The organism is Pseudoalteromonas luteoviolacea, from assembly GCF_001750165.1.
Classification (GTDB): Bacteria; Pseudomonadota; Gammaproteobacteria; order Enterobacterales; family Alteromonadaceae; genus Pseudoalteromonas; species Pseudoalteromonas luteoviolacea_G.
On the sequence record NZ_CP015412.1, the window covers coordinates 193997 to 211163 of the forward strand.

The window sequence follows — 17167 nt, forward strand, 5'->3', positions numbered from 1 at the left end:
AGACTGAATTAAACTTACAGTATTTACGAGTCTTTCAATGCACAATATGCGAACTATTTTGGCTATGGGAGCCTGCTACTTTTTATTTGCAATATTGCTTAATAGTGTTGGTACCGTTATTTTGCAAGCCATCAACACTTTTGGCGTTTCTAAAGCCCAGGCTGCGTCGCTAGAAGGATTTAAAGATTTACCGATTGCGATTGTTTCTTTTTTAGTTGCTTCATTTATCCCTCGAATAGGTTACAAATTTGCATTATTAGGTGGTCTATCTTTGGTCACTGTAATGTGTTTAATCACGCCAATCGCAGGTAGCTTTTGGGCACTCAAAGCGTTATTTGCTGCTGTTGGTTGTGCATTTGCGATTGTTAAAGTCTCCGTATATGCCTTAATTGGTCAAGTCACTGATTCAACCAAATCACACTCTAGTTTATTAAATACCATTGAAGGAGTATTCATGGTGGGAGTGCTCAGTGGGTACTGGGTGTTTGCTGCATTTTTGAGTGAAGATATCAGCTCAAGTAATTGGTTGAACGTGTATTATCTGCTGGGTGCATTATCTGTTGCTACGATGTTTTTGGTTTGGTTTGCCAAAATCGACAAACCAGTAGAGCAGGCACTTGAATCAGGCAGTGCTAAAAATGATTTCTTTGATATGTTGCGTTTAACCTACCAACCACTGGTATTGGTGTTTGTGATCAGTGCGTTTTTATATGTGTTGATAGAGCAAGGTGTCGGTACATGGTTGCCCACGTTTAATAACCAAGTACTTAATTTGCCCGTTGATGTTAGTGTTCAGTTGAGCAGTATTTTTGCCGCTAGTTTGGCAATTGGCCGTTTGGCTGCTGGTCAAATTCTGAAAAAAGTAGATTGGTACGTATTCCTGAATATTTGTCTAGCAGGTATGGCCATATTGGTCTTATTGACCTTGCCTATGACTAAAGATTTGCCGCAAAGCGAAGTGACAAGCGTGTTCGATGCGCCTACAGCCGCGTATTTAATGCCATTGATTGGACTACTGATGGCGCCAATTTATCCGGTTATCAATTCAATTATGCTCAGCAGTCTTGAGAAGCATCGCCACGCCGCAATGACTGGCTTAATCGTGGTGTTTTCTGCGTTAGGTGGCACAACTGGATCATTAATTACAGGCTTTGTATTTGAATATATGAGCGGTCAACATGCTTTCTATATGTCATTAATTCCAATGGCTATTATCACAATTACCTTATTTTTATTTAAAAAGCGTGCTCAGCAAGTAGCGTGCTCGTCAGCAGTTTAAGTCGAGGGTTAATAATGAAGTTTGAGCATAGTCGCTTGTTTAAGGATGTACAATTGTCAGGGATTTTCAATGATAGCAAAACGTTTGCTGACGCTATTCCAAAGCAATCATGGCAAGCAGTTTGTGACTTTTATGACGAATTGCAGCCTAAAGATTTAGCTGAGTTTGTGGATATTCATTTTGAGTTTGCACAGGCCCCTGAGCTTGAGGCATTAGATGATGTTAGTTCCGTAGCAGACTATATCGAACAGCTTTGGGGTAGGTTAACAAGGCAAGTTAGTGAGCAAAATACGGGCTCTTTATTAACTTTACCCAAGCCATATGTGGTACCAGGTGGCCGATTTAATGAAATCTATTATTGGGATAGTTATTTTACAGCACTTGGCTTGATGGACTCGGGCCGAGAATCGCTCGTTGAAAATATGCTTGATAACTTTTGCAGTTTGATAAGCACCCTTGGACACGTACCGAATGGAAATCGCAGCTATTATGCGACTCGTTCTCAACCTCCTGTGACAGCTTTAATGGTCGATTTGTTATGGGATCAAAAGAGTTGTGACACAGAGTGGTTGAACAAAGTGACAACGGCATTGCGTCGCGAATATGATTTTTGGATGAAAGGGCAAAGGGAGCTTTCTTCAAAAAATAACACGTATGCCCGTGTTGTGATGATGCCTTGTGGTGGTGTGCTAAACCGTTATTGGGATAATGAAGCGTTGCCTAGACCTGAGTCTTACCGAGAGGATTTGGAAGATGCAAAGCACCTAACGGCACAGCAGAAACTCTCTTTTTATCGAAATATACGTGCGGCCTGTGAGTCTGGCTGGGACTTTAGTAGCCGCTGGTTGCGAGAGCCGAGTGATCTAAAAACCATTGCTACAACAGAAATGGTGCCAGTCGACTTAAATACTTTAGTCTATTTTTTAGAGTCACAATTGGCTCGCTGTTATCTTGCACTAAGTCGTCATGCTGAATATAAAGAAATGGATAAAAAAGCGAAATCACGTGCTGATCTGATTGAACAGTATATGTGGGATGAGCAGGCAAGCTGGTATGTTGATTATGACATCGCAAACAAGTGTCAGCGAGAAGTGCAAACCATGGCTGGTGCCACGGTATTATTTTTTAACTTGGTAAAAGGTAGTAGCCGTGCCCAGCGTATGGCGAAGAAAATCATGTCTGACTTTTGTAAAGCTGGAGGGCTTGTTACGACGCTCACTGAGACGCCTCAACAGTGGGACAGTCCAAATGGTTGGGCACCATTGCAGTGGTTTGGTGTTAAAGGGCTTTTAAATTATGGTTTTGAACAGGAAGCAAAACAGATTGGCAAAAGGTGGCTTCATACACTTGAGTCTAATTTTGCCATCAATCAATGTTTGCTAGAAAAGTACAATGTCATTGAGTTGAATAAAACAGCACAAGGCGGCGAGTATATCGTACAACAAGGGTTTGGTTGGACGAACGGGGTCGCGTGTCGATTGTATAAGTTGTTCGCTGATAATTAGTTTTAAATACTCTCAGGGGTCAGCCTTTCTTATATGCTTACCTCTGAGGATGATTTCATCAAGTCCTATGTGTATCCCTGAACCCTCTCGCATTTCATAACACTTATCTGATCGCCTGTAACGTCGTAGGACTTTTAAAATCTTTGCGAAAAAAAATTAAGGAAGGTTAAATTCAGAGGTTTATCGTAGGTTTGAAAAGAAAAAAGCGCCTTATAAAAGGCGCTTTGGCTCACAATCAAGAGACATACACGTTATACCCGGGAGTATTAGTGTGCGTGTTCGCCTCCTTTTTCAATACCTAACCAAACTAAGCGTTCTGGTGTAAAATCTAGCTCAATTTCAACTTTTACTTCAGCTGTTTCGAGGTCATAGCCAAGTACATGCTGTGCAGTTGAATCCGTTACGTAAGCAATGTTTTCAGCGCCAGAGAAGGCAATGCTAAATACAGTACCTTCAGGAATAGCTGACAATTCATGTTCATGTACTTTTACTGAGTGTGCAATTTCCCAATGGTGCTCATCACCTTCGGCGTGTTGTTCGAAAATTGTTAAGACACCGGCTGTGTCTAATACAGCTGCATGAGAGCCGTCATAGTTGAAGTTACCGCCAGCAAATCTGTGGCTTTCTGTGACTGACCATTCAATCTTTTCGATTTCGCCGTGTTCAGCATCAACTGCTACAAGCTCAGTACCTGCAACACCAATAAATTGGTGGCTACTTTCATGTCCAATTAAGTAACCGATACGCTGGTTTTCAACAAAACTTTCTGGGTTTGCAATTTTAGAAGCGACAAACTCACCATTTTCTTCAGCAATTACGACAACACCGTCACCACAGGCAAAAGACACATGCTCGTGGTTTTGCGCACTGCCATGAAGCGCTGGGCAAGTGACATCGAATACTTTTTCTTGGTCAAAGTGGCCATCATGTTTGTGGTAAACACCAATTTGTGTCGGCAGTGTAGACTCAGCTTGTGGATCGCGAATTGTACTGAATGTGTATTCGCCACGTGATTGAGCAGCGCCGTGCATGTTTGTTTCATAGTGAATTTCAGCGACTTTGTCTTTATCACCGCCAAGGTAAGCTTCAGAGAAAACAACGACTTCTGCATTAACAGCATCATCGCCACTGCCGTCGAAGAAAATTGCAGTGCTGTGCTCGCCGTTAGTAACGTGCGCAGGTTTTACATGGTCAAAAGCAACATCGCTTAATTTAGGTGCTTCTTCATAAGGATGCATGTGGTCGCCATGGTCCTCTTGCCAAATACCACCGTCCACAAATTCAACACGACCTTGCTCTGATTGAACCAAAATAGCGTAGCGGCTGCTTTCAGTTGCATACACTCTGTTTGCATAGTTACTAGAAGCAAGCTCACCTGCGACCTCTTTGTGCTCAATATCTAGGACATGTACAGAATTTGACTCAGGTGAAGTTACCAATAAGCGACCTGCTTCACCAACTGAATCGTGGTCATGATCATGTCCATCATGACCGTGGTCGTCATGGCCTTTGTCTTGCTCAACAGGTTCTACGACTGGAGCATGTTCAACAATAGTTGTTTCTGTGTCACCACAAGCTGCTAGCAATGCTGTTGCAACTGCAACGGAGAGTAATTTGTGTGTGTGTTTCATAATTCTTTCAATTATTAGAGTATTTAAGTTGCAGGAAATGAGTAAAAACGCCTGCTTTTATAATGTTATAAAATAACAATTCTAGATTATGTTATACTATAACGTTGCTGTTGTGCAAGGCACAATTGGCACTAATTTGGAAATTAGTCCCTAAAAGTGGATCTACGAGTATGTCGATTAAGGCAATTAACTTTGAACAGTTAAAGGTGAGTCGATTTATAATTGACCGATGTGGTGTATCTGCAAGGAACGCGTCAAAGAAGAGGGGCAAGGCTGAAAGCCTGAATGCATTTATTCTGATATAAATATCACTCTAACTGCAATGGCGATAAAAACGATAAGAACCAGAATTATTTCTATTTTGTGTACTAGCGATTTTGTTTTTTGGTTTTTCTTTTCATTTTTGTAGGCCATTTTATACTCCTCATTAGGGTGGCGTTTTTCATAGGCGGCATTGGCTTTTTTGGCAAATTCGGAGCGTTTTTTGGGGCTTAAGTTTTGATTCATCGAGTCTTGATAATCGACTACTTTACCCTTTGATACTCTTGCTCTTGGCGCGCTACACATAGCTACCTCGGTTTGTTAGCTCCACGGCAATTATGTGCAATCATGCTATGCCGAGTGAACTTCTCGCTACGACTATTTAATTATAGTACTTTTAGATTGCCCTGTCGTTTATATTTTCTAAATAAATAAGATTTATGTCCGATAATATAGGTAAGAGACTAAAACTTAAAGTTTAGAATATAGCTGTTTTGAGGCGAAACAAGGAATGAGTAGTATTGGGAGAACGCCTATGTGTAAAAGTATCATCCATATCTTATCAACCGCTGTTCTGGTGACTCTGTTACTTGGGTGTGATGGCTTGAGTGAAAATCCAAAGCGGGCTTTTCATCAAGTCAGTGAAGTGCCAATAGATCTTGGTGTGTTTTCATCACATGCAGACCTAGTTGCTTTTGTGGCTCAAGGCAAATTGAACATTGCAAAGACCAATGGCGGTGGCGTTTTAGCTCATTTTAAATTGAATGAGGCCAAGGTGACAGATATTGCAATATCACAAGACAATCGACTATTAGCTGCAAGCTTCGCAACGTATGTGGTTGTCTGGGATCTCGTCGACAATGTGAGGTTAGGTCAATTCGATGTTGCAGGAGAATCAGAATTCGCTAAAACGTCAAAGGTAGCCATTTACGCAAACCCAATGAAGCTGTTAGTGGGGATGACTGATGGCACCATCAGTGTGATTGACTTTGAAAATAAACTGACTAAGCGAATTAAGTATCATGACGCGAGGGTGAGTTTTCTCAAGTTAGGCGCGCAGAGACAACTCATACTCAGTGCAGGACATGATGGTGTAGTCAATATTATAAATGCGAGAACATTGCAGCCAACATTCGAACACCGACTGTCAAAACGTGTGACGAGTGTTGCCTATAATTTGTCGCAAAATCTACTTTTTGCGTCTGATGCGCTCAATGAGCAAATAATCCTAAGGCCTTTCTCTTCGGAAGAAGAGTTCATTGGGCTTGCTTATCGCGAGCGATTCAGATGGTTTCGTGCAGCAGCATTTAGCCCTGATGGTCAATACTTAGCAACTGGGTCTAGTAAGTCTTGGTGGACATTATGGGATGTAAAAACAGGGCAAGAAATTGACGCTTATGGTATACAAGCGGCAACTTCTACGGCGCTGATTGTTGATATGCACATAAATGATGAAAGTAAACTTGTCACATTGAACAGTGATGGGATTGTTGAGTATTGGGATATCAACACCTTAACAGGCTTGAGAAAGTAGTGGCGCAGACTTTGCTTATTTTGCCTACAAATCACGCAGCTCATGGGGCTGTATCAATGAGAGCAGACAATACACTGTACAAACAAGTAAAAGGCTATACTATTTGCACAGATTATTTATTGCCCTTTAACTTAGAGAGCTAGAACCATGTTGTTTAGACTAATCCCATTCCTTTTAATGCTGTTTTTGACTGGCTGTGAGGATGAAATCTTGTTGAGTAAAGGTACGATCAGTCAACTTGGAAATAAGGGAGTGCTGATCGGTCACTTTTCACAAGATGGGAGTAAGTTAGTTACTGTAGATAGCACAAACACTTTAACAGTGTGGGATAGTAAGTCGATGACCGAGTTGTTTTCGGTTCCGAAGGATAAAATGCCAGAACTATCTCGAGATGTCGTGTTGTCAAAAGATAATAATATGTTGATTGTTGTCGGCGATAATCTGCTTCAATTTTGGTCTTTGTCGACAGAAAAATTAGTGACCAAAGTAAGTTTTACGGGCGTCAGCGGTTATGCGCATATCACCTCGGTTTCTCTTTCACCTTCTATGGATAAAATAATCGTGGCTATGTCTGATGGCACGGTCAATATGGCTCATCTGCATACTCAAGTGAATAATCAATTTGCTCCCCACAGTCGACCAGTCATGCATGTTGAATGGGACGATAAAGGAGAGTTGTTTTTAACTGCTGCGCAAGACGGCAAGTTAGCGCTTTGGCAATTTGGTTCGCCAGAGCCTGTCTTTACCAAAGAGTTTAATCATCGTGTAACCAGCTTGGCAGTGCGAAAAGACTTTTCAGAGTTTTTTGTATCGGATGCGCTAGACAATCAGGTTATTGCATCGCTCATTGATGGGGCTGATAAAAGCGAACTTAAGTACATGGCGCGCTTTAAAGTATTTAGAAAGGCGTTATTTATTGAAAAAAGTCGCCTATTGGCAACCTCGTCATCTAAATCCCAGTTGACGATATGGGATACTCAAAGTGGCAATGAGTTAGGCACATGGCAAATCAACACCGTTAATTCAGGTGCGACGATTGTTGATATGTATGCACCGACTAAAGAAAAGCTTGTGACTTTAAGTAGCGATGGATTGTTAGAAGAGTGGGCGTTAAATATGTTGGCTAACAGAAAGTGAATCAAAGTATGCACTGAGTTGGCATTTAAAGTTATGTAATTTAGGTACGGTAAAATGAACAGATGGATTTTGTTTTTACTCATTTATGCTGGTTGTGTGGCGTCAAACCCAATACAACTCGATGTAAATCAATGCGACAGATATGCTTCAGAATTGGTGTTTTTACAAAACAACAGTAATTTGACAGGTTCAGAGCAAGCTCGTATCACTCGACTGCTAGAGAGGGTGGCACATTATTGTCAATCTCCTTCAAAAGTTGAACTTACTTCTGCAGAAACAAATGTAAGTCCGTCGATATATGGAACCAACCAGTTTAAAGATCCAAAAGTATATCAACGGTGGCAAGCCTTTTTTCAGAAACCCATCATTTGTCATGACGGTGAGCAGAATTTTCAAAGTGCAGTTAAATGTGCGGAGCAAGTTGCAAAACAAAGGCAAGCTTTTGAAGCCCAGTTAGCTGAACAAAACCGACGAAATGAAATTAATAGGCGAAGTAACATTATTTTTTCGGCTCCTGTTATTACTGAATCAGTCGCCTCAGCAAAACCACTCGGCGCAGTTCAGTATGAAGCGAGCAATTTCCACACGTTAAATATAAGCCAAGAGCCTGAACATTTTGCACGATTTGGGTTTTGGTTGAGTATTGTCTTGGGTGGTTACTTATTGATTGAACTTGGGAAGCGCGTCTTTTTTCATACATCCAGCGCGTCATATAAAACTAAAAAAATAGGCTTCAAAGGCACTTTCGATGCGTTGAGCAGCAAACTAGACAAAAAAAAGTATATTATTATCCCGCAGAGTATGAGCCCACTATTGCAAGAATTAGATATAGATGGAGTGGTATTATCGCCGTATGGTATTTTTACATTTGTGTGTGTGCATCATGAGGGCGACATTGAAGCCAATTTAAGTGGTGAAATGTGGCACGCAAGCAAAGAGGGAAGTTCACAGTTTTTCTTAAACCCATTGAATGCATCAAAAATGCGCGCAAGTAAGTTTGCCGATAGCATTGGTGCGAGCTGCGGAGTAAGGCAAATCGTTGCTTTTAATAAAGGCGTACGCTTTTACCCTGGCCAACCTATAAACTGCTTTGATAATTCGCAGGTCGCCATTGAAGTAATGCGCTATACACAATTCATATTTAGCTACGAACAACTGCGTTATTTTGAGCAAGGCTTGTACGCAGCAAGTCATAGATTGAGCCCATCACAACAAACAGTAAGTTAGATCATGCTTTTAGATGAAAAAAATAGTCTCTTTATTTGCTAAATATTGTGATTTTTGATGCGTCTGAAATGAAATAGAGTTACAATTATCGGCCTTTATCGTAAGGCACCCTCTAATTTATAGTTACAAAGGTTTCTCAAGTTTCGAATGACCGATCTTACAACTCATGAGGCTTCTCGGAAGCGCTTACTTATTGCGCTTGCATTAACTTGCACGTTTATGGTTATCCAGCTTATTGGCGCATACTTTGCCAATTCATTAGCCGTGCTCGCTGACGCTGGACACTTGTTTGTTCATAACAGTTCTTTGCTTATCGCGTTGATTGCATCAAGCATCGCTGTGAAATTGGCTAAGAATTTTAACGAGGGCTACAAAAAAGCAGAATACACCGGTGGACTCATTAACGGTGTGTTATACGTTTCTATAGCGGTTATTATTTTATTGGAAGCGACAGAACGCATAGAATTGCACTCTCAAGGCCATGTCCATGAGGTAAATACATTTGTGATGTCTACCATTGCGGGTGTGGGATTTTTATTTCATGGTGTCGCAGCTTGGGTGCTATACAAAGGCCGTAAGGACAGCATCAATGTGTATGCGGTATTTTTACATTCTTTCTTTGATTTATTGTCAACAATTTCTACATTTTTCGCAGGCATTCTCATTCATTTGACTGGCTGGAATATTATTGATGTACTCTCCAGTATGTTGATTTCGAGCTTTGTTTTGTTCACTGGCTTTAAAGTGATTAAATCTTGCTTGACCGGATTACTAAGCAAAGGTGGCGCATTACCTAATGTGAACAAACTCGAACAGGCGATTGTGGATACAGAGCATGTCGAAAGCGTGCACAACGTAACGATATCCAATACTGATAATGAATTAATCGTTGGTGCGCATATTGTGTTAAAGCATCATTGCACTATTGAAATGCATGATGATGCCTGTCGTTTTCAAGTTGAAGCGCGCCTAAAGCAGCTATTTTCAGTAGAAAAGTGTGTTCTGCAAATAGAAAGTCACGATTGTCCCCACCATTAAACTTGGCAAATAACCAGCTTTCCTTTATTTTTTAATAGAATATAAAGAGGAGCTGGTATTGCTGAATCAATTCGTTAAGTTACCCAAGGTATTTATTGCACTTTTTTTAGGCGGGGTTGGCGGGATCGCAAACCTACTGCCTATTTGGTTTTTAGATAGCTCTGAATTTTTATTTGGGCAGCTGTTTGTCATTCTGTGCTTACTTGCTTTAGGCTGGCGCTATGCAGTGATCGCTGTTGCCATTGGTGCATTATTCTTGTTGTATCGGTGGGGGCATTGCTGGGCTTCCCTTGTCTTTTTATTCGAAATCGCGTGGCTACAGATTTTTTGTATTCGTGCAAATAAGCCGTTGTTCATTCGGGGCCTAGGTTACTGGCTGTTCTTTGGTGTACCCATTTTATTTATTGTTGGTAAGTTTGTCCTTGGTTTAACCTTATTAGTAATTTTTACTGCCCTTGCAAAGTACATCATTAACGCCGCTGTTTACCTTGCCATTGTTGACTTGATATCGTTGTTTTTGTTCAAACGTGTCTGGCAGGCGAAATCTCTTTATCAAATTCTGAATTATATGATCAGTCAGTTGATCATTTTGGTTGTATTGATCACAACCATTGTCTTAACCAATAGCCATTACAAACGAATTGAATATGAGGTCACTGCTCAATTGCAAGACGCTTCTGGTAGTGCGCTTAAGCAAATAGATGATTACCTTGAAAGCTATCGAAGAGCCATCATGGTTGCAGCACAAGACATTCAGTCTGGCGTTGAAAAGCAGCAGGTGATCAGACGACTTGTCGAGACTTACCCTAATTTTAGAACTGCGATTGTGGCTGATCACAGCGCGATGGTTACGCACTTTTATCCAAAAGCCTTGAAAGTGAGTTTAGTGGGTGAAGTACCATCTGTGGCTGATCGTGAATACTTCTTGCAAGCACCTTACTATCCTAATGGTTATGTATCTGGAATATTTCAAGGCCGAGGGTTTGGTAATGATCCTGTGGTGGCGGTTTCAGCTCCACTTTATGAAGAAGGAGAGTTCCAAGGCATTGTTGAAAGCTCACTCTACTTTGAGTCCTTTGAGCAGTTTATCCCTCGAGTGCTTGCGCAAAAAGGGCATTTACTGATTGTTGATCATGAAAATAATATTGTTTATAGCTCATTGAAATCTGATTTTAATATTTTAGATAATATTGCCGATCAACAGCTGCAAGAACTAACAGAAACAACCGACCAAATCTATATTAGTAATAATCGAGATGTGTATTACAAGCAAAGCATGCAATCGGATATCTTCCAGTGGCGTGTAATTAGCTTAATAGAGCGAAAACACGTTAACTTAGCGGTTGCGTCAGCTTGGATCCAGTCATTTATTTTGGCCGTATTTATCATTGCTATCAGCAGCTTTTTGGTGAATCGAATGACTCGGGTATTCACCAAACCCATTGTGGATTTAAGTCACAGCATTAATTCCTTTGATCCAAGTAAAAAAATGTCTGAAGTGAATAATACGACGGACGGAAGTTGCCTTGAGGTGATTATTTTACAGCAGCAGTTTTCACAGTTGGCATTTAAACTCTCGATGAGTTTCACGAAATTAAATACGGCGAACGATGAAAATGCGCAACTAAACCGTAAATTACAAGACTTCAACAAAACACTGGAATTAGAAGTTCGTCAAAAAACAGAGGAGCTTATTACTGCTCTTGAAAGTGCCAATCGAGCAAGCTCAGCCAAGAGTCAGTTTTTGGCTAATATGAGCCACGAGATAAGAACGCCGCTCAATGGCATCATTGGCATGTCAGAGGCGCTGATTCAGTCAGAGCAAGATTTAAAAGCAAAAGAGCAGTTGGATATTATTTATCAGTCAGCCCATAAACTATTGCTCATTCTCAATGATATTTTGGACTACTCAAAAATTGAAGCAGGGGCATTGCACCTCTCTAAGCAAGATACTGACATTAGAAAGTTTGTTAAGGAACTTTCAGCATCGTTTGAACAGTCCATAAAAAATCCTAAAGTCGATTTCACTTATGTGATGTCGGATACAGTCCCTGATGTACTTGTCATTGATGATCTGCGTGTAGGTCAGGTGATCAATAACTTATTGAGTAATGCTGGTAAATTCACAGAGGAAGGCTTTATTCGCTTTGAGCTTAATTATCACAACGAGCAATTAACTTGCAGTATCAAGGATACTGGCGTTGGCATTTCAGAAGCTGCACAAAAAGATTTATTCGATGAATTTACGCAAGCTGACTTGTCTACTACACGCAAATATGGTGGAACAGGACTTGGTTTGACGATTTGCAAACGTTTAGTATCGCTGATGGAAGGGGAGCTGACTTTTACTTCACAAGAACATCAAGGAAGTGAGTTTTCGGTTGTGATCCCTGCAAAACGAGGCGAACCGATAGAGCGGTCGGTTCAAGATAGCATTGGAATTCCAAATTTAGAACGTGTGCGCCTGTTACTGGTTGAAGACAACCCGATAAACCAGATAGTCGCTATGCAAATGTTGGTAAAGACAGGTGGTGAAATCGTTAAAGCACAAGATGGTATACAAGCACTGGAAGCCTTAAAAGTACAAAAATACGATGTGGTACTCATGGACTGTCAAATGCCCAATATGGATGGATTTGAGTGTACTAGAGCAATACGTTCGCAGCCAGATGAATACGGCAAACCTTATATTATTGCCATTACTGCTAACGCATTTAGTGAAGATAGGGCTAAGTGTTTGCAAGTGGGTATGGATGACTTTGTGGCGAAGCCCATTGAGTCGTCTGAGTTGTATCGTTGTTTGATGACTTGGCAGGCACATGATTTACATAATGATTAGCGTGCTTAACTTCATTTTTTTATGTTGGAGTATTCAGTGTTGCAAGTGTTCAGCTCAGTTTCGTGTCTAATGTCTGACTTTAATCGTATTGGATTGTACCTAGATAACACTCTGTACTGTTGATGTAGTACATGTGAAATCGGTTTTCTTATCCTAAACTGGGGAAAATCACGCCTTTTAATACACATGAGTTTTACTTTTTTCATTTTAAAAATGAAATTTACATGCGTATTTTTCAAAAATATCTTTGTTTAATATAGCAAATAGACAAAAAATTAATTGAATTTTGTACAATCTTGACGTGAGAAGAAGTTTGAGCTACCGAGAAAAGCGAAATAAAACTCTTTATTGATCAATGCTATTAGTAACTATTCTCATTTTTATGCGTAAGTGAGTTGATAACTATTTTTGTTTAGATTAAACTTAGTCTCAGTTGATGTAATTGAGATTGGTTTTCATTCATGTATATTTGTATCTGCCACGGTATAACAGACAAAAAAATAGCGCAGACGATAGATGACGGTGCTCGTTCTATGAGAGATCTTAGCAAAGAGCTAGGTGTCGGTACACAATGCGGTAAATGTTGTAACTGCACGAAAAAGATTTTGAATGAAAAACTTATTGATATTGTTGATGTGACTGAGCAAGTTGCATAAAGAATTGAATAACGAAAAAGGCGCTTAATTGAGCGCCTTTTTTAATGGGAGCAACTTACATTTGTGATTGTAAGTAGTTTTCTTGACCCATCGTTTTAAGTAATTGCTGCTGAGTCTCAAGCCAATCAATTTGTTCTTCTTGCTCACTTTGAATATTGTCTAAAGCTTCACGACTGATATAGTCTTGCTTCTCTTCACACAAAGCGATAGCGGCTTGCAAATCTTTTAAAGAGGCTTCTTCAAAAGCATGATTGGCAGCAATCATCTCAGGTACATTCTCACCGATGTTTAAGCGACCTAGGTCTTGTAGGTTTGGCAGGCCTTCCAAAAATAAAATACGCTCTATCAGTCTGTCTGCATTTTTCATTTTTTGGATAGACACTTTATAATCGGCTTTATCTAACTTCATAAAACCAAAGTCTTTAAACATGCGAGCATGTAAGAAATACTGGTTGATACCAACAAGCTCATTTGCTAAGACTTTGTTGAGCGCGACAATGACTTCTCTATTACCTTTCATGCTGAGTCTTTCCTATGCTAGTTGAGATTGTAGGTAGTTTTGAATACCGATCTTATCAATTAGGCCAATTTGTTGCTCTAACCAATATACATGGTCTTCTTCTGTGTCGAATAGCAGCTTTTCTAGTACCGCGCGAGATTGGTAATCTTGCTCTTCTTCACATGCTTTGATTGCATCTTTAACACAGGCCACTACTTCAAGCTCAAGTGTCAGGTCATTTTCCATCATCGATTTGACGTCTTGACCGATCAATAGGTCACGGCGTTTTGTCATATTTGGTACGCCCTCTAAGAATAGAATGCGTTTAATTAACCAATCTGCATGTGTTGTTTCTTCTTCCATCTCATGGTTCAAACGTTCATACAGTTTATCAAGGCCCATGTCTTCGTACATACGAGAGTGGATGAAATACTGGTCAATTGCAGCAAGTTCATTTGCCAGTAGCGCATTAAATGCATCGATGATCTTTTGTTTACCCTTCATAGGATGTTCCTCAAACTCTGACTTTACGGGTATTCTATATGTGAGAACATATTTGTCAATAAAAATCCTTTAAAATCATAGGTTTAACAATTGATTCTTATTCTCATTATCGTTGTCTTTTATGCTTTTAACTTAGTTTGTTATTTAAACAGTTGTTCTGGGGAGACTGGGTATGAACTGTATTTAAAGTAATAACCACTAGTAAATTATGGTAATAATGCAAATAAAAACAATTTGCATTAAGGTGTTGGTTTTGTTTATAGTTGTCAGGTGTAAAGCAATCTAAGGGGAGCGTAATGGCCCTAATTGAGCAACCAGAGACTTCAGCTGATACTCCTTTGGAGTACGCATTGGCACCATGGCAATATGCAATAAAAACAGGTAATCACGCTTTTCAGCACGGTAAATTTGACTCGGCCAGAGACAAATATCAAAGTGCTTTGAATTTGGCCGGGCATTTATTGGAACGGTTTCTTAAAAGTGAGCCAAGTGATGAATCGTTAACTGCGATTGAGCATTGCTGCCCAGCATTGGTTGTTGCTGCTCATAATCTAGCGGACTGTTTTTTAGCATTATCTAAGCCTGAACGAGCGTGCCAACAGTTGATCGAGGTACATACTGCGATACTTCACTTAGTCGAAAATGCGTCAATTGAAATCGTTGAGATTGCTTGCCACCACTTACATAAAACACGGCAGGAGCTGATTAATTTTGCATCTTGTCATCCCCATCTTCCTGAGTTAATTGAACAAGTTAACATAGCAATGGAAGGTGGTTTTAACCGTCCACATATCGTCCATTAAAGTAAATGAGGAAAAATCATGGCTTTTACATTGCCACAACTACCGTATGCGTATGATGCGCTTGAGCCGCATATCGATACAAGAACTATGGAAATCCACCATACACTTCATCATCAAACTTATGTTAATAAGGCAAATGCAGCTTTAGAGGGCACAGAGTTTGCTGAACGCGGTGTTGAAGATTTGCTTGTAAATATCAAATCACTACCTGAAAACTTACAGGGCGCAGTCAGAGATCATGTCGGTGGCCACCATAACCACAGCTTATTCTGGACTATTATGTCTCCAGATGGCGGCGAGTTGCACGAAGGTGAACTGTCTAAAGCAATTGCAGAAACGTTTGGTAGCTTTGATGCGTTCAAAGAACAATTTACAGCAGCGGCAGTAAGTCGCTTTGGTAGTGGTTGGGCGTGGTTAGTTGTTGATGCCGACGGCAAGCTAAAAGTAACAAGCTCTCTAAATCAAGACAGCCCACTTATGAGTAACCAGACACCAATCTTAGGCTTGGATGTGTGGGAGCATGCATATTATCTTAAGTATCAAAATCGTCGTCCAGAATACATTGCAGCATTCTATAACGTAATTAACTGGGTTGAAGTTGAAAAGCGTTACCAAGACGCTAAATAATTAATGTGATACTCACTGGTACCTTGTATATCTACCATACAAGGTACTTTTTCTAACCCACAAAAATGCCTAAATCATTCATCAAAAACCTCTATTGAACGACAGAGACAACAGGGTAAGCTATAGTATTAGTAGCATCAGGCATGCGATTGCAATGCTTAAACCTTAAAACGAGTTGTGAGCTCTATGCGTCTGTTAGCGTTTTTACTTGTAATATTTTGTTCTTCATTGTCACACGCTACCACTTATATCACCTTGTGCTATGAAGATAAAAACATACCGCCGTTCTTTCTTGGTAGTGGGTTTGAAGTACCTAACCATCGACCTGGTGCAACGATAGAAATTTTGAGGGGGTTAGAAAGTAAAGTTAAGAACGTACGCTTTAATTTTGTGCGCAAACCTTGGCAAAGGTGTTTAAATGAAATACAGAAAAATAAAGTGGATGCAGTGGTTGCTTCGTATCGTTCTGAAAGGTCGTCTTTTCTAAATTTCCCTAAAAATGCACAAGGAGACGTCGACGAGAGCTTAGCAATTAGTATGCTTGGTACGTGTTTAGTCGGGCAAGAAGGCCTTGGTCAAGATGTAGCAAATAAGAATTACCCCATAAGTTTAGCCGTCCCTCGCGGCTATGCTGTTTTGCATGCGCTGAAGCACGAGTTGTACCGTGTTATCCAAACTGATTCACAAGATGATGCATTTCAGCTAGTACTTAAGGGGTTAGTTGATGGTGCACTAGGCTTGTGTCAAGTTTACAGTGAACAAGTGTCTGGTTTTCCATATAGTGATTCGTTAGAACCAGTATTTCCGCCCATTGATATTAGTTATGGGTATTTGGCATTGTCGAAAGAGTTTTTGCAGCAAAGCCCTGACGTCGCACAACTATTGTGGCAAGAGTTGGGAGGGATGCCACTACATGAATATTACTTAGATTATGTGAATAACCCTGTAAATCATGAAATTCCAAAATATTGATTATGGTCAGAATAGATAAGTTTCTGTAAACTTACGCGCACTTTAAAACATAACTTTGCAGCTATGGCCCAACTATACTTTTATTACTCAGCAATGAATGCGGGTAAATCAACGACTTTATTGCAATCAGCCTTTAATTATCGTGAACGCGGTATGACGCCTTTCATTTTAACCGCAGCCATAGACAATCGCTCTGGTGTTGGAAAAGTCGCATCTCGAATTGGTCTGGAAGCTGATGCAAGTACATTTGAGCCGACGACGAATGTATTCGAACTTGTGCATATTGAGCATCAAAAACAAAAGTTAGATTGCATTCTGGTTGATGAAAGTCAGTTTTTGTCAAAAGAGCAGGTTTCTGAATTAACTGATGTTGTGGACTCTTTGGGGGTTCCTGTATTGTGCTATGGGTTGAGAACAGATTTCAGAGGAGAGCTTTTTGAGGGGGCTCAATATTTACTGGCTTGGGCAGATAAACTAATTGAGCTCAAAACAGTATGTCACTGTGGTCGAAAGGCGAACCATGTTTTGCGTTTAGATGAGCAAGGTAATGCAATTGCAGACGGCGACCAAGTCGAAATTGGTGGTAACGATCGATACGTATCAGTTTGTAGAAAGCACTATAAAACAGAGCTTAATAGGTTGTAATTTTAACATT

The 17167-nt window shown here is 40.2% G+C and carries 16 protein-coding genes; 12 read left to right on the plus strand and 4 right to left on the minus strand.

The window, feature by feature from the left end; all coding sequences use genetic code 11:
- The first annotated feature begins 37 nt into the window (after positions 1 to 37).
- Positions 38 to 1279 carry an MFS transporter gene (locus S4054249_RS21580; protein ID WP_046358014.1) on the plus strand — a complete coding sequence of 414 codons (1242 nt, stop codon included), beginning with the start codon at positions 38 to 40 and terminating at the stop codon, positions 1277 to 1279.
- A 14-nt stretch (positions 1280 to 1293) separates the two neighbouring features.
- Positions 1294 to 2784 carry a trehalase family glycosidase gene (locus tag S4054249_RS21585; RefSeq protein WP_046358015.1) on the plus strand — a complete coding sequence of 497 codons (1491 nt, stop codon included), beginning with the start codon at positions 1294 to 1296 and terminating at the stop codon, positions 2782 to 2784.
- A 266-nt stretch (positions 2785 to 3050) separates the two neighbouring features.
- Here the strand turns inward: S4054249_RS21585 and S4054249_RS21590 are convergent, their stop codons facing one another.
- Together S4054249_RS21590 and S4054249_RS21595 are read right to left on the minus strand one after the other, a co-directional pair.
- Positions 3051 to 4415 (minus strand): hypothetical protein, encoded by a 1365-nt coding sequence (locus tag S4054249_RS21590; RefSeq protein WP_046358016.1) that lies wholly within the window; start codon positions 4413 to 4415, stop codon positions 3051 to 3053.
- A 291-nt stretch (positions 4416 to 4706) separates the two neighbouring features.
- Positions 4707 to 4922 (minus strand): hypothetical protein, encoded by a 216-nt coding sequence (locus S4054249_RS21595; RefSeq protein ID WP_145925469.1) that lies wholly within the window; start codon positions 4920 to 4922, stop codon positions 4707 to 4709.
- A 289-nt stretch (positions 4923 to 5211) separates the two neighbouring features.
- Between S4054249_RS21595 and S4054249_RS21600 the strand changes: the two genes are divergently transcribed.
- From S4054249_RS21600 to S4054249_RS21625, 6 genes are all read left to right on the plus strand, one after another.
- A complete protein-coding gene (locus S4054249_RS21600; RefSeq protein WP_046358018.1) occupies positions 5212 to 6210 on the plus strand; it encodes a WD40 repeat domain-containing protein in 999 nt (332 codons plus the stop codon).
- Positions 6211 to 6357: 147 nt separating this feature from the next.
- Positions 6358 to 7347 (plus strand): WD40 repeat domain-containing protein, encoded by a 990-nt coding sequence (locus S4054249_RS21605; protein WP_046358019.1) that lies wholly within the window; start codon positions 6358 to 6360, stop codon positions 7345 to 7347.
- A 54-nt stretch (positions 7348 to 7401) separates the two neighbouring features.
- Positions 7402 to 8574, plus strand: coding sequence for an NERD domain-containing protein (locus tag S4054249_RS21610; protein ID WP_046358020.1), 1173 nt, complete (start codon positions 7402 to 7404; stop codon positions 8572 to 8574).
- A gap of 147 nt (positions 8575 to 8721) precedes the next feature.
- Positions 8722 to 9612: a cation diffusion facilitator family transporter gene (locus tag S4054249_RS21615; RefSeq protein WP_046358021.1), complete on the plus strand. Its 891-nt coding sequence runs from the start codon at positions 8722 to 8724 to the stop codon at positions 9610 to 9612.
- Between the two features lie 58 nt (positions 9613 to 9670).
- On the plus strand, positions 9671 to 12451 hold the full coding sequence (locus tag S4054249_RS21620; RefSeq protein ID WP_230851932.1) for a response regulator: 2781 nt from the start codon (positions 9671 to 9673) through the stop codon (positions 12449 to 12451).
- A gap of 461 nt (positions 12452 to 12912) precedes the next feature.
- The gene (locus S4054249_RS21625; RefSeq protein ID WP_023397915.1) at positions 12913 to 13107 is read left to right on the plus strand and encodes a (2Fe-2S)-binding protein; all 195 of its coding nucleotides are present in this window, start codon (positions 12913 to 12915) and stop codon (positions 13105 to 13107) included.
- A 55-nt stretch (positions 13108 to 13162) separates the two neighbouring features.
- Here the strand turns inward: S4054249_RS21625 and bfr (S4054249_RS21630) are convergent, their stop codons facing one another.
- Together bfr (S4054249_RS21630) and bfr (S4054249_RS21635) are read right to left on the minus strand one after the other, a co-directional pair.
- A complete protein-coding gene (gene bfr / locus S4054249_RS21630) occupies positions 13163 to 13627 on the minus strand; it encodes a bacterioferritin (protein ID WP_046358022.1) in 465 nt (154 codons plus the stop codon).
- Positions 13628 to 13639: 12 nt separating this feature from the next.
- On the minus strand, positions 13640 to 14110 hold the full coding sequence (bfr, locus tag S4054249_RS21635) for a bacterioferritin (RefSeq protein WP_039610271.1): 471 nt from the start codon (positions 14108 to 14110) through the stop codon (positions 13640 to 13642).
- Between the two features lie 296 nt (positions 14111 to 14406).
- Here bfr (S4054249_RS21635) and S4054249_RS21640 point away from each other — a divergent pair, with 296 nt between their 5' ends.
- The 4 genes from S4054249_RS21640 (at position 14407) to S4054249_RS21655 (ending at position 17157) form a co-directional block, all read left to right on the plus strand.
- On the plus strand, positions 14407 to 14913 hold the full coding sequence (locus tag S4054249_RS21640) for a hypothetical protein (protein WP_046358023.1): 507 nt from the start codon (positions 14407 to 14409) through the stop codon (positions 14911 to 14913).
- Positions 14914 to 14931: 18 nt separating this feature from the next.
- The gene (locus tag S4054249_RS21645) at positions 14932 to 15540 is read left to right on the plus strand and encodes a superoxide dismutase (RefSeq protein WP_046358024.1); all 609 of its coding nucleotides are present in this window, start codon (positions 14932 to 14934) and stop codon (positions 15538 to 15540) included.
- Between the two features lie 177 nt (positions 15541 to 15717).
- Entirely contained in the window at positions 15718 to 16512 is a 795-nt protein-coding gene (locus S4054249_RS21650; RefSeq protein WP_235611282.1) for a substrate-binding periplasmic protein, read from the plus strand.
- A 63-nt stretch (positions 16513 to 16575) separates the two neighbouring features.
- Complete coding sequence (locus S4054249_RS21655) at positions 16576 to 17157, plus strand: thymidine kinase (protein ID WP_046358026.1); 582 nt, start codon at positions 16576 to 16578, stop codon at positions 17155 to 17157.
- Positions 17158 to 17167 lie beyond the last annotated feature (10 nt).